The organism is Pseudomonas sp. GW821-FHT04C07 (assembly GCF_059420325.1).
Genome location: NZ_JBWKTM010000011.1, coordinates 125,125 through 146,500 on the forward strand (window position 1 = coordinate 125,125; position 21,376 = coordinate 146,500).

A 21,376-nucleotide genomic window follows, 5' to 3' on the forward strand; every position below is an offset into this window, starting at 1 on the left:
TTCTCTGTTATTTATCCGGGCTGTCGATGGTCAGTTGTTGCGACGCTGTGGTGCTGCTGGCCAAGGGCTGGCTGCGACCGATCCATTCGCCGGCAGTCGGTTGGCCGGCGCGGGAGATGCGCGCAACCAGTTGGACTTCAGGGAAGTTCGACAGTTTCAACTGCGGCATCATCGCGTCGGCATCCCCCAACTCGACGGTCGCAGGCAAATCAGCAACGGTCAGACGCTTGGCGGCCAATGGCGCAGGTGGGCCGGAGGTGGCGCGGGCGAAGATGAATACACTGTCGCCCGGCTGGACCTTGGCTTTCAGATCCGCCGCCAGATCGACACGAACCTTGAGCAGTGCCGCAACCTTCGCCACAACCGCCGGGGCTTGAGCGACTTTGCCACCACTGGCCTGCAGTTTTTCACTGGCCCGGGCGATCCCGCCTTGCAGCGCAGTACGGGAGTTATCATCTGGCGGCAGTTGCGCCAGCAAACGATTCCAGTAGTCGATGGCGTCCTGATAACGCTCGCCTTCAAAGGCGGCGATGCCCAGCAGGCCAAGGCTGGTGACTTCTTTCGGGTCAGCCTTCAGCGCTTCGTCAGTCAGCGCCTGAACCTTGTCCGACCATTTTCTGTTATCGGCAAAGTACTGCGCCTGAGCCCATTGGCCGAGCAGTTCCGGCTGAGGACCAGCCAACGCCACGGTGCGCTCGAAGATCTTCGCCGCATCCGCCGGGCGATCCTGGGCCATGTAGGTTCGACCGAGGAAGTACAGGCCTTCAGCCGAGTCCGGCTGCGCGGCGACGGCACGCTCAAGACGGCGGGTCATCTCTTCCATTGATTGCGGCGCCTGGGCGAATTCGCGGGTCAGTTCGACCTTGTCGCTGGCACCGAAATGCAGGTACAGACCAAGGCCCAACACCGGCACCAGTATCGCCGCCAGCAACGGCAGCGGCTTGCCCAAACGCGAAACCCGCGCGGTGTCGGCGCCTTCGGTGTCGTTCAGCAGTTCACGGACCGCTTCCGCGCGGCCGGTGTCCATTTGCACTGGAGTGAGTACGCCCTCTTCCTGCTGAGTTTGCAACTCAGCCACGCGCTCCTGGTAAAGCACCACGTTCAGCGCGGTACGATCCTCTTCACGCTGGGCACGGCGGCCGCGTAAAACAGGGATCAGCAGAAAACTCAGGGCAACTGACAAGAGCAGACCTGCAGCGAGCCAGAAATCAATCATTCTTATCGTTATCCAAAAGTTGATCGAGGCGCTTGCGCTCATCAAAGGAAAGCGTATCCGGGGCATCAGTGCGCTGTACGCGACGCCGGCGGATGATCACGCCAATGATCACCACACCACCGAGCAACAGCCCCGCCGGACCGAACCAGAGCAACGCGGTTTTCGAGGTCAGGGCCGGTTTGTAGCGCACGAAATCGCCGTAGCGATCGACCATGAAGTCGATGATCTGCTGATTGTCTTTGCCCTCGCCGAGCATGCGGAAAATCTCTTTGCGCAAATCAGCGGCAATCGGTGCGTTGGAATCAGCGATGTCCTGATTCTGGCACTTGGGGCAACGCAGCTCTTTGGTCAGCTCACGAAAACGCTCGCGGTCGCCGTCATTGGCGAACTCGTAAGTGTCGATCGCGGCGTGAGCCACACCTACGATGCTCAGGCCGAGAACGGCCGCGGCTATCCAGCGCTTCATGGCTTGGCCTCATCGACCAGCGCCTGATATTTGGCGGCCAGTTTTTCACGCCAGACCGCTTCGTCGATCACCCCCACGTACTTGTCGCGGATGATGCCTTTGCTGTCGACGAAGAAGGTTTCCGGCGCGCCATACACACCGAGGTTCAGGCCCAGAGAGCCCTCCCCGTCATGGATATCCAACTGATACGGGTTGTGAAACTCGCTCAACCACTTCAATGCCGCGGCATTGTCGTCCTTGTAGTTGATGCCGTAGATCAGCACGCCCTGTTGGGCCAGTTTGTTCAGCACCGGGTGTTCGACCCGGCAGGAAATGCACCAGGTGGCCCAGACGTTGACCAACGCCGGTTTGCCGATTAGATCGGCCCGGGTCAGGGTCTTGCTGTCTTGCACAGACCGCAACGAGAACGCCGGGAATGGCTTGCCAATCATCGCCGACGGTAGCTCGGCCGGGTCCAGGTACAGCCCTCGGTAGAGGAACACCGCCACCGCCAGAAACAACACCAGCGGCAACAACATTATCCAACGCTTCATGCAGTGGCTCCCGACATGCCCAGTGCTTCCCGCACACGGCTTTTCACCTTGACCCGATAACGTCGATCCAGCGCCGCCAGCAAGCCACCCAGACCAGTGAGCAAGCCACCGAACCAGATCCAGCGCACGAACGGTTTGACGTGCACCCGGACCGCCCAGGCGCCATCGCCCAGAGGCTCGCCCAACGCAACGTACAGGTCACGAGTGAAACCGGCGTCGATCCCGGCTTCGGTCATCATCGAGTTCTGCACAGTGTAGAGACGTTTTTCCGGGTGCAGCACGGTAACTTCCTTGCCGTCGCGAATGACACGAATAGCGCCTTTGTCGGAGGTGAAGTTCGGGCCTTCGAAGTGCCTGGCGCCTTCGAAGATGAAATGGTAACCGGCCAGGTCCATGGATTCGCCCGGCGCCAGACGCAAATCACGCTCAGCACTGTTCTGGCTGGAAAGCACCACGCCCAAGGCGCAGACCGCGATCCCAAGGTGCGCAACCTGCATGCCCCAATAGCTACGGGTCAGGGTTGGCAGACCTTTGATCAGGCCTTTGTGGCGGGTTTTGTCGAAGATGTCTCGCACACCGGCCAACAACACCCAGGCAGCGAGCATGAAGGTGGCCAGCACGGCCCAGTTGAAGTCGCCATATGCGATGCCGGCCACCACGGCCAGCGCGGCACTGCCGAGCAGCACCGGGGTGAGCATGCTCCCCAGCCATTTGACCGGGGTGTCCTTCCAGCGCACCAGCATCCCGACCGCCATCACCACCATCAGCAGCGCCATCAACGGAATGAACAGCGCATTGAAGTACGGCGGGCCGACCGACAACTTGGCGCCGGTCAGGGCATCGAGCACCAGCGGGTACAGGGTGCCGAGCAGAATCATTGACGCGACGACGACCAGTACCAGGTTGTTGCCCAGTAGCAGGGTTTCCCGCGACCACAGGTTGAAGCCGACATGGCTCTTGACCACCGGTGCACGCAACGCGAACAACGTCAGCGAACCGCCGACCACGAACAGCAAGAAGATCAGGATGAACACGCCGCGCGCAGGATCAGAGGCGAAGGAATGCACCGAAGTCAGCACGCCGGAACGCACCAGGAAGGTTCCCAGCAGGCTCAGGGAGAATGCGGCAATGGCCAACAGCACGGTCCAGCTTTTGAACACGCCACGTTTTTCGGTAACGGCCAGCGAGTGAATCAACGCGGTACCGACCAGCCAAGGCATGAAGGAAGCGTTTTCCACCGGGTCCCAGAACCACCAGCCACCCCAGCCGAGTTCGTAGTAGGCCCACCAGGAGCCGAGGGTGATGCCAACACCGAGGAAGGCCCAGGCGACGATGGTCCATGGCCGCGACCAGCGAGCCCAGGCCGCATCAAGACGACCGCCAAGCAAGGCAGCGATGGCAAAGGAGAACGCCACGGAGAAACCGACATAACCCATGTAGAGCATTGGCGGATGAACGATCAAACCAATGTCTTGCAGCAACGGGTTGAGGTCGCGACCGTCGGTAGGAACCTGCGGCAGGATGCGCGCGAACGGGTTGGAGGTGAGGATCAGGAACAGCAGGAAGCCAGTGCTGATCATGCCCATCACTGCCAGCACCCGCGCCAGCATCACTTGCGGTAACTGCCGGGAGAACACCGACACTGCGAAGGTCCAGCCACCGAGGATCAGCGCCCAGAGCAGCAACGAACCTTCGTGGGCACCCCATACGGCGCTGAACTTGTAGTACCAGGGCAAGGTGCTGTTGGAGTTACTGGCGACATAGGCGACAGAAAAGTCATCGGTCATGAAGGCGTAGGTCAGGCAGCCGAAAGCGAATACCAGAAAGGTAAACTGCCCCCAGGCCGCCGGCTGAGCCAGGCCCATCCACAGCCGATCACCGCGCCAGGCACCCAGCAACGGCACGATGGCCTGAACGATGGCAAAGCACAGGGCCAGGATCATTGCCAGATGGCCCAGCTCGGGAATAAAGAGTGCGGAAGTCATCGATTAACCCTCTTTGGCTGGTGAAGGCGCCGACTGACCGCTGTCTTTCAGGGCCTTGCTCACTTCCGGCGGCATGTACTTCTCGTCGTGCTTGGCCAGCACTTCGTCGGCCACAACCACGCCATCACCATTGAGCTTGCCGAGGGCGACAATGCCCTGCCCTTCGCGGAACAGATCGGGAAGGATGCCGCGATACGTGATGGTGACGGATTTATTGAAGTCGGTGACGATGAATTTCACGTCCAGAGAATCCCCGGAGCGCTGCAGCGAACCCTTCTCGACCATACCGCCGGCACGAATGCGGGTGTCTTGCGGCGCTTCGCCGTTGACGATCTGGGTCGGGGTATAGAACAGATTGATGTTCTGCTGCAAGGCGCTCAAGGCCAGGCCAACGGCACTTCCGACCCCTACCAGGATCGCGAGGATGATCAATAGACGCTTTTTACGCAGCGGATTCACTTGCCGTTCTCCCGGCGCAGACGACGCGCCTCTTGTTGCAGATAACGTTTGCGGGCCAGGACCGGCGCCGCGACGTTGAGGGCCAGCACTGCAAAGCAGATGCCATAGGCTGACCAGACATATAAACCGTGATGACCCATGGCGAGAAAATCACCGAAGGATGCAAAATTCATCGTGCAGCCTCCAGAGTATTCAGCACCTGATCCTTGACCCAGCTGCTGCGGGCTTCACGCTTGAGCACTTCAAGGCGCATGCGCAACAACAGCACCGCACCGAAGAAACAATAGAAACCCAGTGCCGTCAGCAGCAGCGGCAGCCACATTTCGGCGGGCATGGCCGGTTTCTCAGTGAGACTGAATGTCGCACCTTGATGCAGTGTGTTCCACCATTGCACCGAGTATTTGATGATCGGTATGTTGATCACACCGACGATTGCCAGCACCGCACAGGCCTTGGCCGCGCTGTCACGATTGCTGATGGCATTGCCCAGCGCAATGAGACCCAAGTACAGGAACAGCAGAATCAGCATGGACGTCAGTCGTGCATCCCAGACCCACCACGAGCCCCAGGTCGGCTTGCCCCAGATCGCCCCGGTGAGCAGCGCCACGGCGGTCATCCAGGCACCGATCGGTGCTGCGCATTGCAGCGCGACATCGGCCAGTTTCATCTTCCACACCAGTCCGACAATGCCGCACACCGCCAGCATCACATAGCAGGACTGCGCCAGCATGGCGGCCGGGACGTGGATGTAGATGATCCGAAAGCTGTTGCCTTGCTGGTAGTCCGGCGGCGCGAACGCCAGGCCCCAGACCACACCGACGCCAATCAGCAGCAACGCCGCAACACTCAGCCAAGGCAGCAGTTTGCCGCTGATGCCGTAAAACCACTTGGGCGAGCCGAGCTTATGAAACCAAGTCCAGTTCATTACTGTTTCCATCACGGTTGCTGCTCGCTATCACGAGCCGCCAGGGTCTTTACTGATCAAAACTGACCAGACCTCATTATTCGCCGACGCTGATCTTCAGACTAGCGGCTATTGCAAAGGGTGTCAGGGTTATCGCCAAGGCAGTCAGGCTACCAAGCCACAGCAGATACCCGGTCGCCGGCATGCCCTGCAATGCCGCCTGCAAGGCGCCACTGCCGAGAATCAATACCGGGATGTACAACGGCAGAATCAACAGCGCCAGCAGGAGTCCACCACGCTTCAACCCAACCGTCAGCGCCGCGCCCACCGCACCGAGCAGGCTCAACACCGGTGTACCCAGCAACAGGGAAAGCAGCAACACCGGCAGACAGGCGGTAGGCAAACCGAGCATCAAGGCTAGTAACGGTGCGAGCAAAACCAGTGCCAGGCCGGAAAACGCCCAGTGTGCCAGTGCCTTGGCCAAAACCAGAAGAGGCAGAGGGTGCGGCGAAAGGACCCACTGCTCCAGTGATCCATCCTCGAAATCACTGCGGAAAAGCCCGTCCAGCGAGAGCAGGACGGACAATAAGGCCGCTACCCAGACCAGTCCTGGAGACAAGGTTTGCAACAATTGAGTCTCAGGACCGACCGCCAACGGAAACAACGCGATGACGATTGCGAAGAAAACCAGAGGGTTGGCCAGTTCCGCCGGACGCCGAAACAACAACCGCGCCTCACGGGCGACCAGTAGTCCGAAAACACTCATACGGCCCAGCGCCCCAAATCGATGTCACGATAACCGGCAGGCATGCGGTTCAAGGTGTGGTGAGTGGTCAACACCACCATCCCGCCCTTTTCACAGTGAACGGCCAGATGCTCTTCGAACTGCGCCACACCTTGTTTGTCGAGGGCGGTAAAGGGTTCGTCAAGGATCCACAGCGGTGGGCTGTCCAGATACAGCCGGGCCAGGGCCACGCGGCGCTGCTGACCTGCGGACAAGGTGTGACACGGCACATCCTCGAAACCGCGCAAGCCCACCGCTGCCAGCGCTTCCCGGATGGCCTCATGGCTGGCCGGCTGATGCAGGGCGCAGAGCCAGCTGAGGTTTTCTTCCGGGGTCAGCAAATCCTTGATCCCGGCAGCGTGGCCGATCCACAGCAGGTTGCGCGCCAGTTCGCTGCGCTGCGCGGTCAACGGCTGGCCATTGAGCAGCACCTGGCCGCTGGTCGGATGCATCAACCCGGCGAGCAGGCGCAGCAGACTGGTCTTGCCGCTGCCGTTGGGGCCGCTGATCTGCAACATGTCGCCGCCCGCCAGACGAAATTCGAGGTTTTCGAAGAGCATCCGCCAGTCTCGCTCACAGGCGAGCGCTACGGCTTCTAGAAGAGGGCTGGTCAAGAGATCGCGGGCCTTTACGGTTCAAGTCGGCGGTGGAACGGCCGTTATAGTGATGCAGAATAGATGTATTAGCGGCCTGTACTAGAGAGCTGCGTCAAACATTTGCGATGTTTTTAGCACTCCGCTGATAACGGGGCGGCATTATACATGCTGTACCCCGCCCTCAAGAGGGCAATTTCCACAGGCTGCGACCCGATGACAGGCGAAATGAACATCCTCCCGCTGCCGCAGCCAAGCCCCGGCGTCATGCGCCCGGCCGTGGTGAGTGGTGAGTTGCTCACGCTTGCGCAACCGCTGGAAGGCTTGATCGCCGCTGGGCAAACCGCCAAGGCTGAAGTGCTGTCGCTCAAACAAGCGGATCAGACTTTTCAGTTGCTGCTTAAGGTCACCCTCGACAGCGGTCGCCAGACCACGGTTCAGGCCACCAGCAACCAGCCGCTGCCGCAAGGCACCAGCCTGGCGGTGAGCCAACCGTCGGCCGGCAATCTGGCGATCATGGTGCAGCAGGCCATCGCCTCTAACGTCGCCACCCTCACCCGCCTGGACACTTCACAATTACCGGTCGGCACTTTGTTGCAAGGCAAGGTACTGACCACCCAACTGATGCCGCAAGCCACTGGCCAACCGGCGGTGTATCGCTCGCTGGTCAGTTTGCTCAATACCGCGCTCAGTGGTAGCACCTTGAGCATTGACAGCCCACAGCCGTTGCGCATCGGCACGTTGCTCAGTGCCATGGTCCAGGATTCGCAAACCCTCAGCTTCGTGCCGCTGAGCAGTCGCCAGGAACAGTTGGCCGTGGCGCAACAATTGATCGCCCAACAAAGCCGCCAGGGCTCGCTGGACGGGCTGATCAACGCGCTGCAAAACCAGGTGCCGTCCGACGCGACATCGGCCGACTTGCGCGCCGCGATCGACCAGTTGCTGGCCGGGTTGCCGGACGCTCAGCAACTGAGCACGCCAAAAGGACTGGCCCAGGCACTGGTCAACAGCGGTCTGTTCCTTGAAGCGAAATTACTCGCCGGTCAGAACCCGTCGCTGACACCGGACATGAAAGGCAATCTGCTGCGATTGATTGCGCAAATTACCCCCGACCTGCCGGGCAACACCAGTTTCAACGCGATCATCGCCGCCAATACCCTGGCTCAGGTGCTTCCAGGTTTTGTGCGCAGCGCCCTCGGCACCCTCGGTCAGGTCAGCGCCAAACCCCAGCCAACCAGCTTCCCTCTACCCTCACGCTTACTGCAAAGCCTGGAGGACGAAGGCGACCTGGAACACTTGCTGCGTTTAGCCGCTGCGGCCGTTTCGCGCCTGCAAAGCCATCAACTGTCGAGCCTGGAGCAGACGGGTATCACCGCCAATGGCAATCTACAAACCACTTGGCAGCTGGAAATCCCCATGCGCAACCAGCAAGACATTGTGCCGCTGCAGGTCAAGTTCCAGCGCGAAGACGCACCGACAAAGGAACACGACGAAAAACCCGCCGAGCGCGAGCCAAAACAGCGGTTGTGGCGAGTTGAGCTGGCCTTCGACATGGAGCCCCTCGGGCCGCTGCAGGTTCAGGCGCAGCTGGTTTCGGGAAAGCTCTCCAGCCAGCTCTGGGCCGAACGCCCCTACACCGCCAGCCTGATCGAGAGTCATTTGGGCAGTTTGCGCGCCCGGCTATTGGCGTCGGGGCTCAATGTAGGTGACCTGAATTGCCACCTCGGCACTGCGCCCCAAGGCAATCAAACCCGCCTCGAACAACGCTGGGTCGACGAAACCGCATGAAAAACCCCACCCCACCACGTCAGGCCATCGCCCTCAAATACGATGGCCACCAGGCCCCGACCCTCACCGCCAAGGGCGACGACGAACTGGCCGAAGCGATCCTGAAAATCGCCCGCGACTATGAAGTGCCGATCTACGAAAACGCCGAGCTTGTAAGACTATTGGCAAGAATGGAACTGGGTGACAGCATCCCGGAGGCGTTGTACCGGACCATCGCCGAGATCATCGCCTTTGCCTGGAACCTGAAAGGCAAGTTCCCCGAAGGCCATGACCCGCAGGCGCCGAGGGTGGAGCGGGATGTGACAGATCGGGGGGAAGATTATTGATCAGCAAGATGAACGCAGGCCCCGTAGCAGCTGGCGAAGCCTGCGTTCGGCTGCGCAGCAGTCGTAAATTCACTGCTGGCGGTATATCAGGATAACCGAGGCGGCCGGATTGCGACCGCTCCGCGGCCGAACGCAGCCTTCGGCAGCTGCTACGTTGACCGCGTCACTTCTTTAACCCTTATGCAACTTGCTCATCAACTCGGCTTCGGCCTGGGTCAACCCGCAGGATTGGGTCAACTCGTCGACGCTGGCGCCCATTCCGACCAGGCGTGCAGCCTGGGCAAATGACAGGCTGGTCGGATCGCGCTGCTCCAGTTGGGTCAGTTTGTCCGGCAACGGCCTGACCACCGCGCGCAGTTCGTGCAAGTCCTCGCCCATGCGCACGCTACCGTTCTGGTAATCGTCAACGCGCTTGGCCAGATCCTTGATGCGCTGATCACGCAACGCATCGCCCTGAGCCTTGAGGATGGCCTGCTGCCGCTGTTTACGGGTGTAAGCCAGGAAAATTGCCAGGGTCCCTACCCAGAGAAGCCCCAGCACAATCACAGCAACCTCGAGAATCAATCAGATACTCTCCAGTTCCGACCACTCTTCTTCGCTCATCATCTTGTCCAGCTCGACCAGGATCAGCAACTCGTTGTTCTTGTTGCACACGCCCTGAATGAACTTGGCCGACTCTTCGTTACCGACGTTTGGCGCGGTTTCGATCTCGGACTGACGCAGGTAAACCACTTCCGCCACGCTGTCGACCATGATCCCGACGACTTGTTTGTCGGCTTCGATGATCACGATACGGGTGTTGTCGCTGATCTCGGCGTTCATCAGACCAAAGCGCTGGCGGGTGTCGATCACGGTGACCACATTGCCGCGCAGGTTGATGATGCCCAGCACGTAGCTTGGCGCACCCGGCACAGGGGCGATTTCGGTGTAACGCAGGACTTCCTGAACGCGCATAACGTTGATGCCGTAGGTTTCATTGTCCAGCTTGAAGGTTACCCATTGCAGGATCGGATCTTCGGAACCTTTTGCAGACGACGCCTTATCATTCATACCCTGACCCCTCGAAAAACCGCCTGTGCGGTGTATGTTCTGGCCGACCGCATCTTGTATGCGGCCAGGTGCTTGTTATGTAGGTTTGTGGATCGGCTTGCGGCCGTTCATGTGTTTGGCACCGCCACTGGCGATCAGCTCCGCCAGCTCCGAGACATCCAGCAACGCGCACATATGCTCGATTACCGTGCCGGCCAGCCATGGCCGCTGACCACGATGGCTACGCCATTTGATTTCGTTCGGGTCCAGGCGCAAGGAACGGCTGACCTGATGCACCGCCAGCCCCCATTCATAGCCCTGAACCGAGATCACGTATTGCAGGCCCTGGCGGAAATCATCGCGGTAACGATCCGGCATGACCCAGCGAGCGGTATCCAGCACTTTCAGATTGCCAGCCTGGCTCGGCAGAATCCCGAGGAACCATTCCGGCTGACCGAACAGCGGCGTCAACTCGTGACCGGCCAGGGAATAGATGGAACCCAGGCACACCAGCGGCACTGCGAGCGTCAGACCGGCCACATCGAACAGCAGGCATTCGAACGGCTCGGCTGCCCACGACGGGCGACCATCGCTTTCCACAGGTGGCGGTGTGTTGCTCGGCGGCAGATGGACTTCGGCCACCGGCTCGACCAACGCTTGCAGCATTGGTGCGACCAGTGAAACCGGCGCGAGAATCGGCGCAGGCGCTTCCAGCACCGGCACGGCAATCGGCATCGGCGCCTGCACCCGCACGGCGGCAGCTACAGCCGGAACGGCCATGCCTCGCTGTTGCGCATCACGGGCCTGCTCTTCCAGCACGGCGGCTTGAAACTCATCCAGCGTGTCTTGCGGCGCTATGACCTCAGTCAACGCTTCGAGCTCAAGCTCCTCGGTCGCGTCCTGCAACAACGCGTCCAGATAAGACTGCAGCGCCAATTGCGGGCGAGTAGTGATTTTTACCGGACTGTTCATTGGAACACTCCCCGCAGAAAGAAGCGTCATCTCAGGCCACCTGTGGGACGAGTTGCAGGGAAAGCAGGTGCTTGAGCAATGACCGATAGGCCAGAACCCCACGACTTTTGCCGTCGAACCGAGAAGGCGTCAGCCCTGCCCGGCTGGCATCGCGCAAACGGGTATCGACCGGAATGTAGCCTTGCCAGATGTCCTCGGGATACATGTCGCGCAGTACCCGCAATGTCCCCATGGACGCCTGGGTTCGGCGATCGAACAGGGTTGGCACGATGCAAAATGGTAACGCCTGCTTGCGCGAACGATTGATCATCGCCAGGGTGTTGACCATGCGCTCGAGGCCTTTGACCGCCAGGTGTTCAGTCTGTACCGGGATCACCAACTGCTGGCTGGCCGCCAAGGCATTGACCATCAGCACGCCGAGCAACGGAGGGCTGTCGATCACCGCGTAATCAAAATCCTGCCACAACTGCGCGAGGCTCTTGGCGATCACCAGACCCAGACCGCTCTGCCCTGGTGACTGACGCTCAAGGGTCGCCAGCGCGGTGCTCGAAGGCAGCAGGGAAATGCGTTCGTCACTGGTGGGCAGCAGCAGTTGACCGGGCAACCCCGCCGGCACGCTACCCTTGTGCAGGAACAGGTCGTAGCTACTGTGTTCCAGGCTGTCGGGGTCATAGCCGAAGTAGCTGGTCATGGAGCCGTGGGGGTCGAGATCAACCACGACCACGCGCTTGCCCGCCTCAGCCAGCAAACCGGCTAGAGCGATGGAGGTGGTGGTTTTACCGACACCACCCTTTTGATTGGCAACTGCCCAGACTCTCATTCAGATTGTTCCTCCCGGTCGAACAGGCTCAACCGAGAAATAGCACTAAGTTATAGGGCGGGCGACGGAGAATTGACGGCACTCTCTCGTCTCGTCGACTTTACGGACGAGGGTGCAGTTTGTGTGCCAGCACGCTTCAATGCGGCATCGGGTTTGGCATTTGCCGTGCCGGTGCCCGTCAGACTGCGGCGCACATCGAGGTTGCGCGACACCACCAGCACCACGCGGCGATTGCGCGCACGGCCTTCGGAGGTCGCGTTATTGGCCACCGGCTGAAATTCACCATAACCGACCGAAGCCAGACGGCCCGGATTCACTCCTTCCATGGCAAGCATGCGCACAATGCTGGCGGAGCGAGCTGACGACAGCTCCCAGTTGGTCGGGTATTGCGAAGTGCGGATCGGCTGATCATCGGTGAAACCTTCAACGTGAATCGGGTTGTCGAAGGGCTTCAGAATTTTCGCCACCTTATCGATGATATTGAACGCGACATCGCTGGGCATGGCGTCACCGCTGCCGAACAGCAGGCTGGAATTCAGTTCGATTTCGACCCACAACTCGTTGCCGCGGATGGTCATTTGATTGGAGCTGATCAAGTCACCGAACGCGGCGCTGATGTCATCGGCAATGGACTTCAGCGGGTCGTTACTCGCCTGAGCAATGCCCGCGTCAATCTGCTCGCTGTCCTTGACCAACGGCTTGGCCGGCGTGACCGTCCTGGGCCGCTCGTCACCGATGGGAATCGGCTTGAGGGTGCGTTGCGAGTCGTTGAACACGCCGATCAGGGCCTGGGAAATCTCTTTGTATTTGCCTTCGTTGATCGACGAAATCGAATACATCACCACGAAGAAAGCAAACAGCAGCGTGATGAAGTCGGCATAGGACACCAACCAACGTTCGTGGTTGACGTGCTCTTCAGGTTGGCGACGACGTGCCATGGGCTACTCCATTAGTCCATGAAGCCCTGAAGCTTCAACTCAATGGAACGAGGGTTCTCACCTTCGGCTATCGACAGGATTCCTTCGAGCAGCATTTCGCGATAACGCGACTGGCGCAACGCGATGGACTTGAGCTTGCTGGCAATCGGCAGCAATACCAGATTGGCGCTGGCCACACCGTAGATGGTCGCAACGAACGCCACGGCGATCCCGCTGCCCAGTTGCGAAGGGTCACCCAGATTGCCCATGACATGGATCAGGCCCATGACAGCACCGATGATGCCGATGGTTGGCGCATAACCGCCCATGCTTTCAAAAACCTTGGCAGCGTCGGTGTCACGGCTTTCCTGGGTGTAGAAGTCCACCTCGAGGATGCTGCGGATCGCTTCCGGTTCAGCGCCGTCGACCAACAACTGCAAGCCTTTGCGCGAGTAGCTGTCGGGCTCGGTATCAGCCACGCCTTCAAGACCCAGCAAACCTTCCTTGCGGGCGATCAGGCTCCAGTTCACCACCCGATCGATGCCACCGGGCAGATCGACACGGGGCGGAAACAAAATCCAGATAAAGATCTGCATGGCGCGTTTGAAGGCGCTCATTGGCGACTGCAACAACGCAGCGCCGACGGTGCCGCCCAACACAATCAGCGCCGCCGGGCCATTGGCCAGTGCGGTGAGATGACCACCTTCCAGGTAATTGCCACCAATGATGGCGACAAACGCCATGATGATCCCGATAAGGCTTAAAACATCCATCAGAGGCAAGCCTCGACCAGATGTTTGCCTATATCGTCCAGGCCGTACACAGCATCCGCCAGATCGGCTTTGACAATGGCCATCGGCATGCCATAGATCACGCAGCTGGCTTCATCCTGGGCCCAGATGGCGCTGCCACCCTGCTTGAGCAGACGCGCGCCTTCGCGACCATCGGCACCCATGCCGGTGAGCACCACCGCCAGAACTTTGTCACCGTAGGATTTGGCTGCCGAACCAAAGGTGATGTCCACGCTCGGCTTGTAATTCAGACGCTCGTCGCCCGGAAGGATTTTCACCGCGCCACGGCCATCGATCATCATTTGCTTGCCACCGGGTGCCAGCAAAGCAAGGCCTGGACGCAGAATATCGCCGTCCTCTGCTTCCTTGACAGTGATGCGGCACAGCTTGTCCAGGCGCTCGGCAAACGCCTTGGTGAAGGCCGCTGGCATGTGCTGGATCAGCACGATCGGCGCCGGGAAATTTGCTGGCAGCTGAGTCAGCACCCGCTGCAACGCTACCGGGCCGCCCGTAGACGTACCGATGGCGACCAGTTTGTAGGATTTGCGTTTCGGTGCGGGCGAGCTCGGGCTGGCCGCAGGAACACGGGCAGGAATCGGCGCGGGTGCGGGACGTACAGGCGCGCTGCTGCCGAAAGTGCTGACAGAGGGCGACGGTGCAGGCACGGGCGCAGCGGCCGGTTGCGAGGCGAGTGCGCTGTAGGCACTGAAACGACGGTTACTGCGCGAAATGCTGTGAACCTTCTCGCACAGCAGTTGCTTGACCTTCTCGGGATTACGCGAGATGTCTTCGAAATTCTTCGGCAGGAAGTCCACCGCACCGGCATCCAGAGCGTCGAGGGTTACCCGGGCGCCTTCATGGGTCAGCGAGGAGAACATCAATACCGGAGTCGGGCAGCGCTGCATGATGTGCCGCACCGCCGTGATGCCATCCATCATCGGCATCTCGTAGTCCATGGTGATCACGTCTGGCTTGAGGGCCAGCGCCTGATCGATCGCTTCTTTGCCGTTGGTCGCCGTACCGACGACCTGGATGCTCGGATCCGCTGAAAGAATTTCCGAGACGCGGCGGCGGAAAAACCCCGAATCGTCCACCACCAGGACTTTGACTGCCATAAACACTCCGTTAGACGGAGCGAGGCTCAGTCGCCCCGCTCCATCAGAATCAAATACGCCGTGCGGCGTAACGCTTGAGCATGCTCGGAACATCGAGAATCAGCGCAATGCGGCCGTCACCGGTGATGGTGGCGCCGGACATGCCCGGGGTTCCCTGAAGCATCTTGCCCAATGGCTTGATGACCACCTCTTCCTGACCGACCAGTTGATCGACGACGAAGCCGATCCGCTGGGTGCCCACCGAAAGGATCACCACATGGCCTTCACGCTGCTCTTCGTGAGCGGCGGAAGCGACCAGCCAGCGCTTGAGATAGAACAGAGGCAGCGCTTTGTCGCGCACGATCACCACTTCCTGGCCATCGACCACGTTGGTGCGCGACAGGTCGAGATGGAAAATCTCGTTGACGTTGACCAGCGGGAAAGCAAAGGCCTGGTTGCCGAGCATGACCATCAGCGTCGGCATGATCGCCAGGGTCAACGGGACCTTGATGACGATCTTCGAGCCCTGGCCCTTGGTCGAGTAGATGTTGATCGAACCGTTGAGCTGGGAAATCTTGGTTTTCACCACGTCCATGCCCACACCACGACCCGACACGTCGGAAATCTCGGTTTTGGTCGAGAAACCTGGTGCAAAAATCAGGTTGTAGCATTCGGTGTCGCTCAGACGATCGGCGGCATCCTTGTCCATCACACCGCGTTTCACCGCAATGGAACGCAGGACACTCGGGTCCATGCCCTTGCCGTCATCGGAGATCGACAGCAGGATATGGTCGCCTTCTTGCTCGGCCGCCAGAATCACCTTGCCGCCACGGGACTTGCCCGATGCTTCGCGTTCTTCCGGGGACTCGATACCGTGGTCGACCGCGTTGCGCACCAAGTGGACCAACGGGTCGGCCAGGGCCTCGACGAGGTTCTTGTCGAGGTCGGTTTCTTCACCAACCAGCTCCAGGTTGATCTCTTTCTTCAACTGGCGAGCCAGATCGCGTACCAGTCGCGGGAAGCGACCGAAGACTTTCTTGATCGGCTGCATCCGGGTTTTCATCACCGCGGTTTGCAGATCGGCCGTCACCACGTCGAGGTTCGACACGGCTTTGGACATGGCTTCATCGCCGCTATTGAGGCCCAGACGGACCAAGCGGTTACGGACCAGCACCAATTCGCCGACCATGTTCATGATCTCGTCCAGCCGCGCGGTATCGACCCGCACGGTGGTCTCGGCTTCACTGGCCGGTTTTTCCGATGACGCAGCCGCAGGCGCTCTGGCCGCAGCCGGTGCAGGAGCCGCCGGTTCTGGCGCTTGGGCCCTGGCTTCAGGTGCTTTTGTGACCAGCTGTGCAACCGCTTTGGCAACAGGCGCCGCCACTACCGCAGTCGCAGCAGCAGGTACTTCAGTGAACTTGCCTTTGCCGTGCAACTCGTCAAGCAACGACTCGAACTCATGATCGGAAATCAGATCACTGCCAGCCGCCAGAGCACTTGGCAGGGCAGCAGCTGGCACCGAAGCGATCGCCGCATCCAGTGCATCTACCGCGAATGTACCTTTGCCGTGCAACTGATCGAGCAATGCTTCGAATTCGTCGTCGGTAATTTCGTTGCTGGCCGCTTCGCCCTTTGGTGCAGCAGGCTCAGCTTGTGCCGCGACGGCGTCAACGGCGAACTGGCCCTTGCCGTGCAACTGATCGAGCAACGACTCGAACTCGGCATCGGTGATTTCATCGCTGCCTGGAACCGCTGGAGCCAGCTGAACCACCGCAGGCGTTTCTGCCTGGGCTTTGACCGCATTGAGCGAATCGAGCAGCTGTTCGAACTCATTGTCGGTGATGTCGCCCGATTCGCTCTCGACGACAGGTTCGGCGCTCACTTCAACCGCCGGTGCAACATCGGCAGCGGCAGGCTCGGCCAGCCGCGCCAACGCTGCCAATAATTCAGGTGTTGCAGCGGTGATCGCGGTGCGCTCGCGGACTTGGGTGAACATACCGTTCACAGCATCCAGCGCTTCCAGAACCACGTCCATCAATTCCGAGTCGACCCGACGCTCACCCTTGCGCAGGATGTCGAAGACGTTCTCGGCGATGTGACAGCACTCCACCAGCTCGTTGAGCTGGAGGAAGCCGGCGCCCCCTTTTACAGTGTGAAAACCGCGAAAAATTGCGTTGAGCAAGTCCGCATCATCTGGTCGGCTTTCAAGCTCAACCAGTTGTTCGGACAGTTGCTCAAGAATCTCGCCGGCCTCAACCAGGAAATCCTGAAGGATCTCTTCATCGGCGCCGAAGCTCATGTGTATGGGTGCTCCTGATAAGTCGGCCTAAAATCCAAGGCTGGAAAGCAAATCGTCTACATCGTCCTGACCGGACATAACGTCTTCACGTTTATCGGCATGAATCTGCGGACCTTCACCCTGAGACAGATGTTTTTCCGGATCTTTTTCCGCGAGGATCGATTCGCGGTCATGTTCAATGCCCGCAAACCGGTCGACGTGACTGGCCATCAACACGAGTTTGAGCAGATTGCTTTCGACTTCCGTGACCAATTGGGTCACGCGCTTGATCACCTGGCCTGTGAGGTCCTGGTAATCCTGAGCCAGCAGGATGTCGTTGAGATTGCTCGACACGACACGAGTCTGTTGCTCGCTACGCGTCAGGAAACCGTCTACCCGCCGGGCCAGTTCACGGAACTCCTCGGCACCGACTTCACGACGCATGAACCGCCCCCAGTCCACGCTCAAGGCCTGAGCCTCGGTGCTCAGGCCATTGACCAACGGGGTGCTGTTCTCGACCAGGTCCATGGTGCGGTTGGCCGCAGCCTCGGTCAGCCTGACCACATAGGACAGGCGCTCAGTGGCATCCGTGATCTGTGAAACCTCCTCGGCTTGCGGCATGTGCGGGTCAATATGAAAATTGACAATTGCGCTATGCAGCTCGCGGGTGAGCTTGCCTACCTCTTGGTACAGGCCGCGATCACGGGTCTGGTTGAGCTCATGGATCAGTTGCACGGCGTCGCCGAATTTACCTTTTTCAAGGCTTTCGACCAGTTCGCTGGCATGTTTTTTCAGGGTCGATTCAAAATCGCCCAGTGAAGATTCGTTATGCTCCATAGCTCCCCCGTGGCGGACTGGCTCCGCATATCAACCGATGCGTTCGAAGATTTTTTCGATCTTCTCTTTCAGCGCCTGAGCCGTGAATGGTTTGACCACATAGCCGTTCACGCCGGCCTGAGCGGCTTCGATGATTTGCTCGCGCTTGGCTTCGGCCGTCACCATCAACACCGGCAGGTGCTTGAGCTTTTCATCGGCACGCACGTGGCGCAGCAAGTCGATACCGGTCATGCCGGGCATGTTCCAGTCCGTTACCAGAAAGTCGATGCTCCCGCTGTTGAGGACCGGAATCGCGGTAGTACCATCATCCGCCTCGACCGTGTTGGTGAACCCAAGGTCACGCAACAGGTTTTTTATGATCCGCCGCATCGTTGAGAAGTCATCAACGATGAGGATTTTCATGTTCTTGTCCAATTCGACCTCCAAGCAGTCTTAAAACGCGCCCAGCACCTGAACGCGCCATTCAATCAATTCGGCGTAACACTCAACGGTTGCATGGAGCACAACGGGCCGTGACCGGTGCGGCTACGCCATACCAGCCTCGTTCGCAGTGTCCCCACACTGCCTGTCAGCGCGCTCGCCACTCCCCCAAACGCCCCCGTAAACGGGCCGCGCACTGGCTGTGTAACTGGCTGACCCGCGATTCGCTGACTCCCAGGACCTCACCGATTTCCTTGAGGTTCAGCTCTTCGTCGTAGTACAGCGCCAACACCAGTCGCTCACGCTCCGGCAAATTGGCAATCGCGTCCGCCAACGCAGCCTGGAAGCGTTCATCTTCCAGATCACGCGACGGCTCGAGATGAGCACTCGCGCCATCCTCGTGCAGCCCTTCATGCTCGCCGTCCTGCAACAGATCGTCGAAGCTGAACAACCGACTACCCAAGGTGTCGTTCAAAATCCCGTAATAATCATCGAGACTCAATTGGAGTTCGGCCGCAACCTCGTGATCTTTAGCGTCACGTCCGGTTTTAGCTTCAATTGAGCGGATTGCGTCACTGACCATCCGGGTATTGCGGTGTACCGAACGTGGAGCCCAGTCACCTTTACGCACTTCATCGAGCATCGCGCCACGAATGCGGATCCCCGCATAAGTCTCGAAACTCGCGCCCTTGCTGGCGTCGTATTTGGTCGACACTTCCAGCAAGCCGATCATCCCGGCCTGGATCAGATCCTCGACCTGAACACTGGCTGGCAGGCGTGCCAGCAAGTGGTAGGCAATACGCTTGACCAGTGGCGCATAGCGCTCGATCAGCTCGTACTGGCTGTCACGTGCCGACGCCTTGTAGAGGTTGTACCCGCTGGCGCTCATAGCACCGGCCCTGCCGTTTGATGCACCAGCCGCTCGACGAAGAATTCCAGATGCCCGCGTGGATTGGCAGGCAGCGGCCAGGTATCGACTTTCTGAGCAATGGCTTTGAACGCCAGGGCGCACTTCGAACGAGGGAAGGCCTCATAGACCGCACGCTGCTTTTGCACAGCCTTGCGCACACACTCGTCGTAGGGAACCGCACCGACGTACTGCAAGGCCACGTCCAGGAAGCGATCCGTGACCTTGGTCAACTTGGCGAACAGATTGCGACCTTCCTGCGGGCTCTGCGCCATGTTGGCGAGCACACGGAAGCGGTTCATGCCATGGTCACGATTGAGCAATTTGATCAGGGCATAGGCATCGGTGATCGAGGTCGGCTCGTCGCAGACCACCAGCAGCACTTCCTGGGCCGCGCGAACAAAACTGACAACCGAATCACCAATACCGGCGGCGGTGTCGATCACCAGCACGTCGAGGTTGTCGCCGATATCGCTAAAGGCCTGGATCAGGCCGGCATGTTGGGCCGGGCTCAGATGCACCATGCTCTGCGTACCGGATGCTGCCGGGACGATGCGAATGCCGCCTGGCCCCTGAAGCAGTACATCGCGCAACTCACAACGCCCCTCGACCACATCGGCCAGAGTGCGTTTGGGTGTCAGTCCCAACAGAACGTCGACGTTCGCCAGCCCCAGATCGGCATCCAGCAGCATGACGCGCCGGCCGAGCTCAGCTAGAGCCAGGGACAAGTTCACTGACACGTTAGTCTTCCCGACGCCACCTTTGCCGCCGGTCACCGCAATCACCTGTACGGGATGCATGCTGCCCATGTTCTTTCTATACCTTGTCTTACTTAGACGGAGGCCACATAACTGGCTGCGCGTTCACCACTGAAACAATGCATGGCAGACCATCGATGTAGATTCACTGCAATCTATTCGTTATTACCTTAGCCGACCCGCTTGGTCGGGCTGTGGTAGAGGTCAGCGAACATATCAGCCATGGCTTCTTCGCTGGGTTCTTCCTGCATCTGCACACTCACGGCGCGACTGACCAATTGATGGCGGCGTGGTAAATGCAGATCATCCGGAATCCGCGGCCCATCGGTCAGATAAGCAACGGGTAACTCGTGACTGATCGCCAGACTCAACACTTCGCCCAGGCTTGCCGTTTCATCCAGTTTAGTCAGGATGCACCCGGCCAGCCCGCAGCGTTTGTAACTGTGATAAGCGGCGGTTAGTACCTGCTTCTGGCTGGTTGTTGCCAACACCAGATAATTCTTTGACTTGATCCCGCGACCGGCCAGGCTTTCCAGCTGCATGCGCAACGCCGGGTCGCTGGCCTGAAGGCCGGCGGTATCGATCAATACGACGCGCTTGCGCAACAGCGGATCGAGCGCCTGCGCCAGGGACTGGCCCGGGTCGACGTGGGTCACGGAGACATTGAGGATACGCCCCAGGGTCTTGAGCTGTTCCTGGGCCCCGATACGGTAGCTGTCCATGCTCACCAGCGCGATGTTCTGCGCGCCGTACTTGAGCACATAACGCGCCGCCAGCTTGGCCAGCGTGGTGGTCTTGCCCATGCCGGCAGGACCGACCATGGCAATCACCCCGCCCTCCTCCAGCGGCTCGATCTCGGGGGTCGCGATCATCCGCGCCAGGTGCGCCAACAGCATGCGCCAGGCCTGACGTGGCTCTTCAATTTCGGTAATCAGTGCCAGCAGGTCGCGCGACAGCGGACCGGACAAACCGATACGTTGCAGGCGACGCCAAAGATTGGCCTGCTGTGGCCGGCTGCCTTGCAACTGGTTCCAGGCCAGCGAGCCCAACTGCACTTCCAGCAGCTCACGCAGACCGCTGAGCTCGAATCGCATCGAGTCAAACACGCGCTGATCCACGGAAGGCGAAGCAGCGGGTGCCGGTGCTGGACGACGGGGCTCAGCGAAGGTCGGCTCGATCAACGGTTCGGCGGCGGTCAGCGGCAAACCGGCGAACAACTGACGATTGGTGGTTGAATCGCCGTCACCGCGCAGGCTCAGTTCAGCCTGAGCCGTGACGATTCGCGACTGGGTTTTACGCAACTCGTCTTCGAGCTCGATGTTCGGTACACGAGGCGCCAGCGCGGACAGTTTGTAATCCAGGGCTGCAGTCAGCTCGACACCACCGGCGATCCGGCGATTGCCGATAATGGCGGCATCAGCGCCCAGCTCATCGCGAACCAGTTTCATGGCCTGACGCATATCGGCGGCGAAAAAACGCTTAACTTGCATAAACCACTA

The 21,376-nt window shown here is 59.7% G+C and carries 24 protein-coding genes; 2 read left to right on the top strand and 22 right to left on the bottom strand.

Annotated features, from left to right (window positions below; genetic code table 11):
• Positions 1–7 precede the first annotated feature (7 nt).
• The 9 genes from ccmI to ccmA form a co-directional block, all read right to left on the bottom strand.
• Complete coding sequence (gene ccmI, locus AC07UI_RS20345) at positions 8–1,216, bottom strand: c-type cytochrome biogenesis protein CcmI (protein WP_494994183.1); 1,209 nt, start codon at positions 1,214–1,216, stop codon at positions 8–10.
• Positions 1,209–1,682: a cytochrome c-type biogenesis protein gene (locus AC07UI_RS20350; protein ID WP_494994184.1), complete on the bottom strand. Its 474-nt coding sequence runs from the start codon at positions 1,680–1,682 to the stop codon at positions 1,209–1,211. Before AC07UI_RS20350 ends, ccmI begins: the two co-directional genes overlap by 8 nt.
• Positions 1,679–2,215 carry a DsbE family thiol:disulfide interchange protein gene (locus tag AC07UI_RS20355; protein ID WP_494994185.1) on the bottom strand — a complete coding sequence of 179 codons (537 nt, stop codon included), beginning with the start codon at positions 2,213–2,215 and terminating at the stop codon, positions 1,679–1,681. Before AC07UI_RS20355 ends, AC07UI_RS20350 begins: the two co-directional genes overlap by 4 nt.
• Positions 2,212–4,200, bottom strand: a complete 1,989-nt coding sequence (locus AC07UI_RS20360; protein ID WP_494994186.1) for a heme lyase CcmF/NrfE family subunit — start codon at positions 4,198–4,200, stop codon at positions 2,212–2,214. The genes AC07UI_RS20355 and AC07UI_RS20360 overlap by 4 nt, the downstream gene beginning before the upstream one ends.
• Before the next feature lie 3 nt (positions 4,201–4,203).
• The gene (ccmE, locus tag AC07UI_RS20365; protein ID WP_494994187.1) at positions 4,204–4,659 is read right to left on the bottom strand and encodes a cytochrome c maturation protein CcmE; all 456 of its coding nucleotides are present in this window, start codon (positions 4,657–4,659) and stop codon (positions 4,204–4,206) included.
• Positions 4,656–4,832, bottom strand: a complete 177-nt coding sequence (gene ccmD, locus AC07UI_RS20370; protein WP_494994188.1) for a heme exporter protein CcmD — start codon at positions 4,830–4,832, stop codon at positions 4,656–4,658. The genes ccmE and ccmD overlap by 4 nt, the downstream gene beginning before the upstream one ends.
• On the bottom strand, positions 4,829–5,584 hold the full coding sequence (locus AC07UI_RS20375) for a heme ABC transporter permease (RefSeq protein ID WP_494994189.1): 756 nt from the start codon (positions 5,582–5,584) through the stop codon (positions 4,829–4,831). Before AC07UI_RS20375 ends, ccmD begins: the two co-directional genes overlap by 4 nt.
• A gap of 76 nt (positions 5,585–5,660) precedes the next feature.
• Positions 5,661–6,329 carry a heme exporter protein CcmB gene (gene ccmB / locus AC07UI_RS20380; RefSeq protein WP_494994190.1) on the bottom strand — a complete coding sequence of 223 codons (669 nt, stop codon included), beginning with the start codon at positions 6,327–6,329 and terminating at the stop codon, positions 5,661–5,663.
• On the bottom strand, positions 6,326–6,907 hold the full coding sequence (ccmA, locus tag AC07UI_RS20385) for a cytochrome c biogenesis heme-transporting ATPase CcmA (protein WP_494994191.1): 582 nt from the start codon (positions 6,905–6,907) through the stop codon (positions 6,326–6,328). Before ccmA ends, ccmB begins: the two co-directional genes overlap by 4 nt.
• Positions 6,908–7,156: 249 nt before the next feature.
• Between ccmA and fliK the strand changes: the two genes are divergently transcribed.
• On the top strand, positions 7,157–8,728 hold the full coding sequence (fliK, locus tag AC07UI_RS20390; protein ID WP_494994192.1) for a flagellar hook-length control protein FliK: 1,572 nt from the start codon (positions 7,157–7,159) through the stop codon (positions 8,726–8,728).
• Positions 8,725–9,054 (top strand): EscU/YscU/HrcU family type III secretion system export apparatus switch protein, encoded by a 330-nt coding sequence (locus tag AC07UI_RS20395; protein WP_494994193.1) that lies wholly within the window; start codon positions 8,725–8,727, stop codon positions 9,052–9,054. The genes fliK and AC07UI_RS20395 overlap by 4 nt, the downstream gene beginning before the upstream one ends.
• A 171-nt stretch (positions 9,055–9,225) precedes the next feature.
• On the opposite strand, the gene AC07UI_RS20400 is transcribed toward AC07UI_RS20395, so the two are convergent.
• From AC07UI_RS20400 to flhF, 13 genes are all read right to left on the bottom strand, one after another.
• Positions 9,226–9,618: a DUF2802 domain-containing protein gene (locus AC07UI_RS20400; RefSeq protein WP_494994194.1), complete on the bottom strand. Its 393-nt coding sequence runs from the start codon at positions 9,616–9,618 to the stop codon at positions 9,226–9,228.
• On the bottom strand, positions 9,619–10,104 hold the full coding sequence (locus AC07UI_RS20405) for a chemotaxis protein CheW (protein WP_008024622.1): 486 nt from the start codon (positions 10,102–10,104) through the stop codon (positions 9,619–9,621).
• A gap of 75 nt (positions 10,105–10,179) precedes the next feature.
• Positions 10,180–11,055, bottom strand: a complete 876-nt coding sequence (locus tag AC07UI_RS20410) for a CheW domain-containing protein (protein WP_494994195.1) — start codon at positions 11,053–11,055, stop codon at positions 10,180–10,182.
• 31 nt (positions 11,056–11,086) lie between these two features.
• A complete protein-coding gene (locus AC07UI_RS20415) occupies positions 11,087–11,875 on the bottom strand; it encodes a ParA family protein (protein WP_494994196.1) in 789 nt (262 codons plus the stop codon).
• Between the two features lie 50 nt (positions 11,876–11,925).
• On the bottom strand, positions 11,926–12,813 hold the full coding sequence (gene motD / locus AC07UI_RS20420; protein ID WP_494994197.1) for a flagellar motor protein MotD: 888 nt from the start codon (positions 12,811–12,813) through the stop codon (positions 11,926–11,928).
• Between the two features lie 11 nt (positions 12,814–12,824).
• Positions 12,825–13,565: a flagellar motor protein gene (locus AC07UI_RS20425; protein WP_494994198.1), complete on the bottom strand. Its 741-nt coding sequence runs from the start codon at positions 13,563–13,565 to the stop codon at positions 12,825–12,827.
• Complete coding sequence (locus AC07UI_RS20430; protein WP_494994199.1) at positions 13,565–14,698, bottom strand: protein-glutamate methylesterase/protein-glutamine glutaminase; 1,134 nt, start codon at positions 14,696–14,698, stop codon at positions 13,565–13,567. The genes AC07UI_RS20425 and AC07UI_RS20430 overlap by 1 nt, the downstream gene beginning before the upstream one ends.
• A gap of 49 nt (positions 14,699–14,747) precedes the next feature.
• Positions 14,748–16,976, bottom strand: a complete 2,229-nt coding sequence (locus AC07UI_RS20435) for a chemotaxis protein CheA (RefSeq protein WP_494994200.1) — start codon at positions 16,974–16,976, stop codon at positions 14,748–14,750.
• Between the two features lie 27 nt (positions 16,977–17,003).
• Positions 17,004–17,792 (bottom strand): protein phosphatase CheZ, encoded by a 789-nt coding sequence (locus AC07UI_RS20440; protein ID WP_494994201.1) that lies wholly within the window; start codon positions 17,790–17,792, stop codon positions 17,004–17,006.
• Between the two features lie 30 nt (positions 17,793–17,822).
• Complete coding sequence (locus AC07UI_RS20445) at positions 17,823–18,194, bottom strand: chemotaxis response regulator CheY (protein ID WP_003183998.1); 372 nt, start codon at positions 18,192–18,194, stop codon at positions 17,823–17,825.
• A 166-nt stretch (positions 18,195–18,360) separates the two neighbouring features.
• The gene (gene fliA, locus AC07UI_RS20450; protein WP_494994202.1) at positions 18,361–19,101 is read right to left on the bottom strand and encodes an RNA polymerase sigma factor FliA; all 741 of its coding nucleotides are present in this window, start codon (positions 19,099–19,101) and stop codon (positions 18,361–18,363) included.
• The gene (gene fleN, locus AC07UI_RS20455; RefSeq protein ID WP_494994203.1) at positions 19,098–19,928 is read right to left on the bottom strand and encodes a flagellar synthesis regulator FleN; all 831 of its coding nucleotides are present in this window, start codon (positions 19,926–19,928) and stop codon (positions 19,098–19,100) included. Before fleN ends, fliA begins: the two co-directional genes overlap by 4 nt.
• A gap of 119 nt (positions 19,929–20,047) precedes the next feature.
• Positions 20,048–21,367 (bottom strand): flagellar biosynthesis GTPase FlhF, encoded by a 1,320-nt coding sequence (gene flhF, locus AC07UI_RS20460; protein WP_494994204.1) that lies wholly within the window; start codon positions 21,365–21,367, stop codon positions 20,048–20,050.
• Positions 21,368–21,376 lie beyond the last annotated feature (9 nt).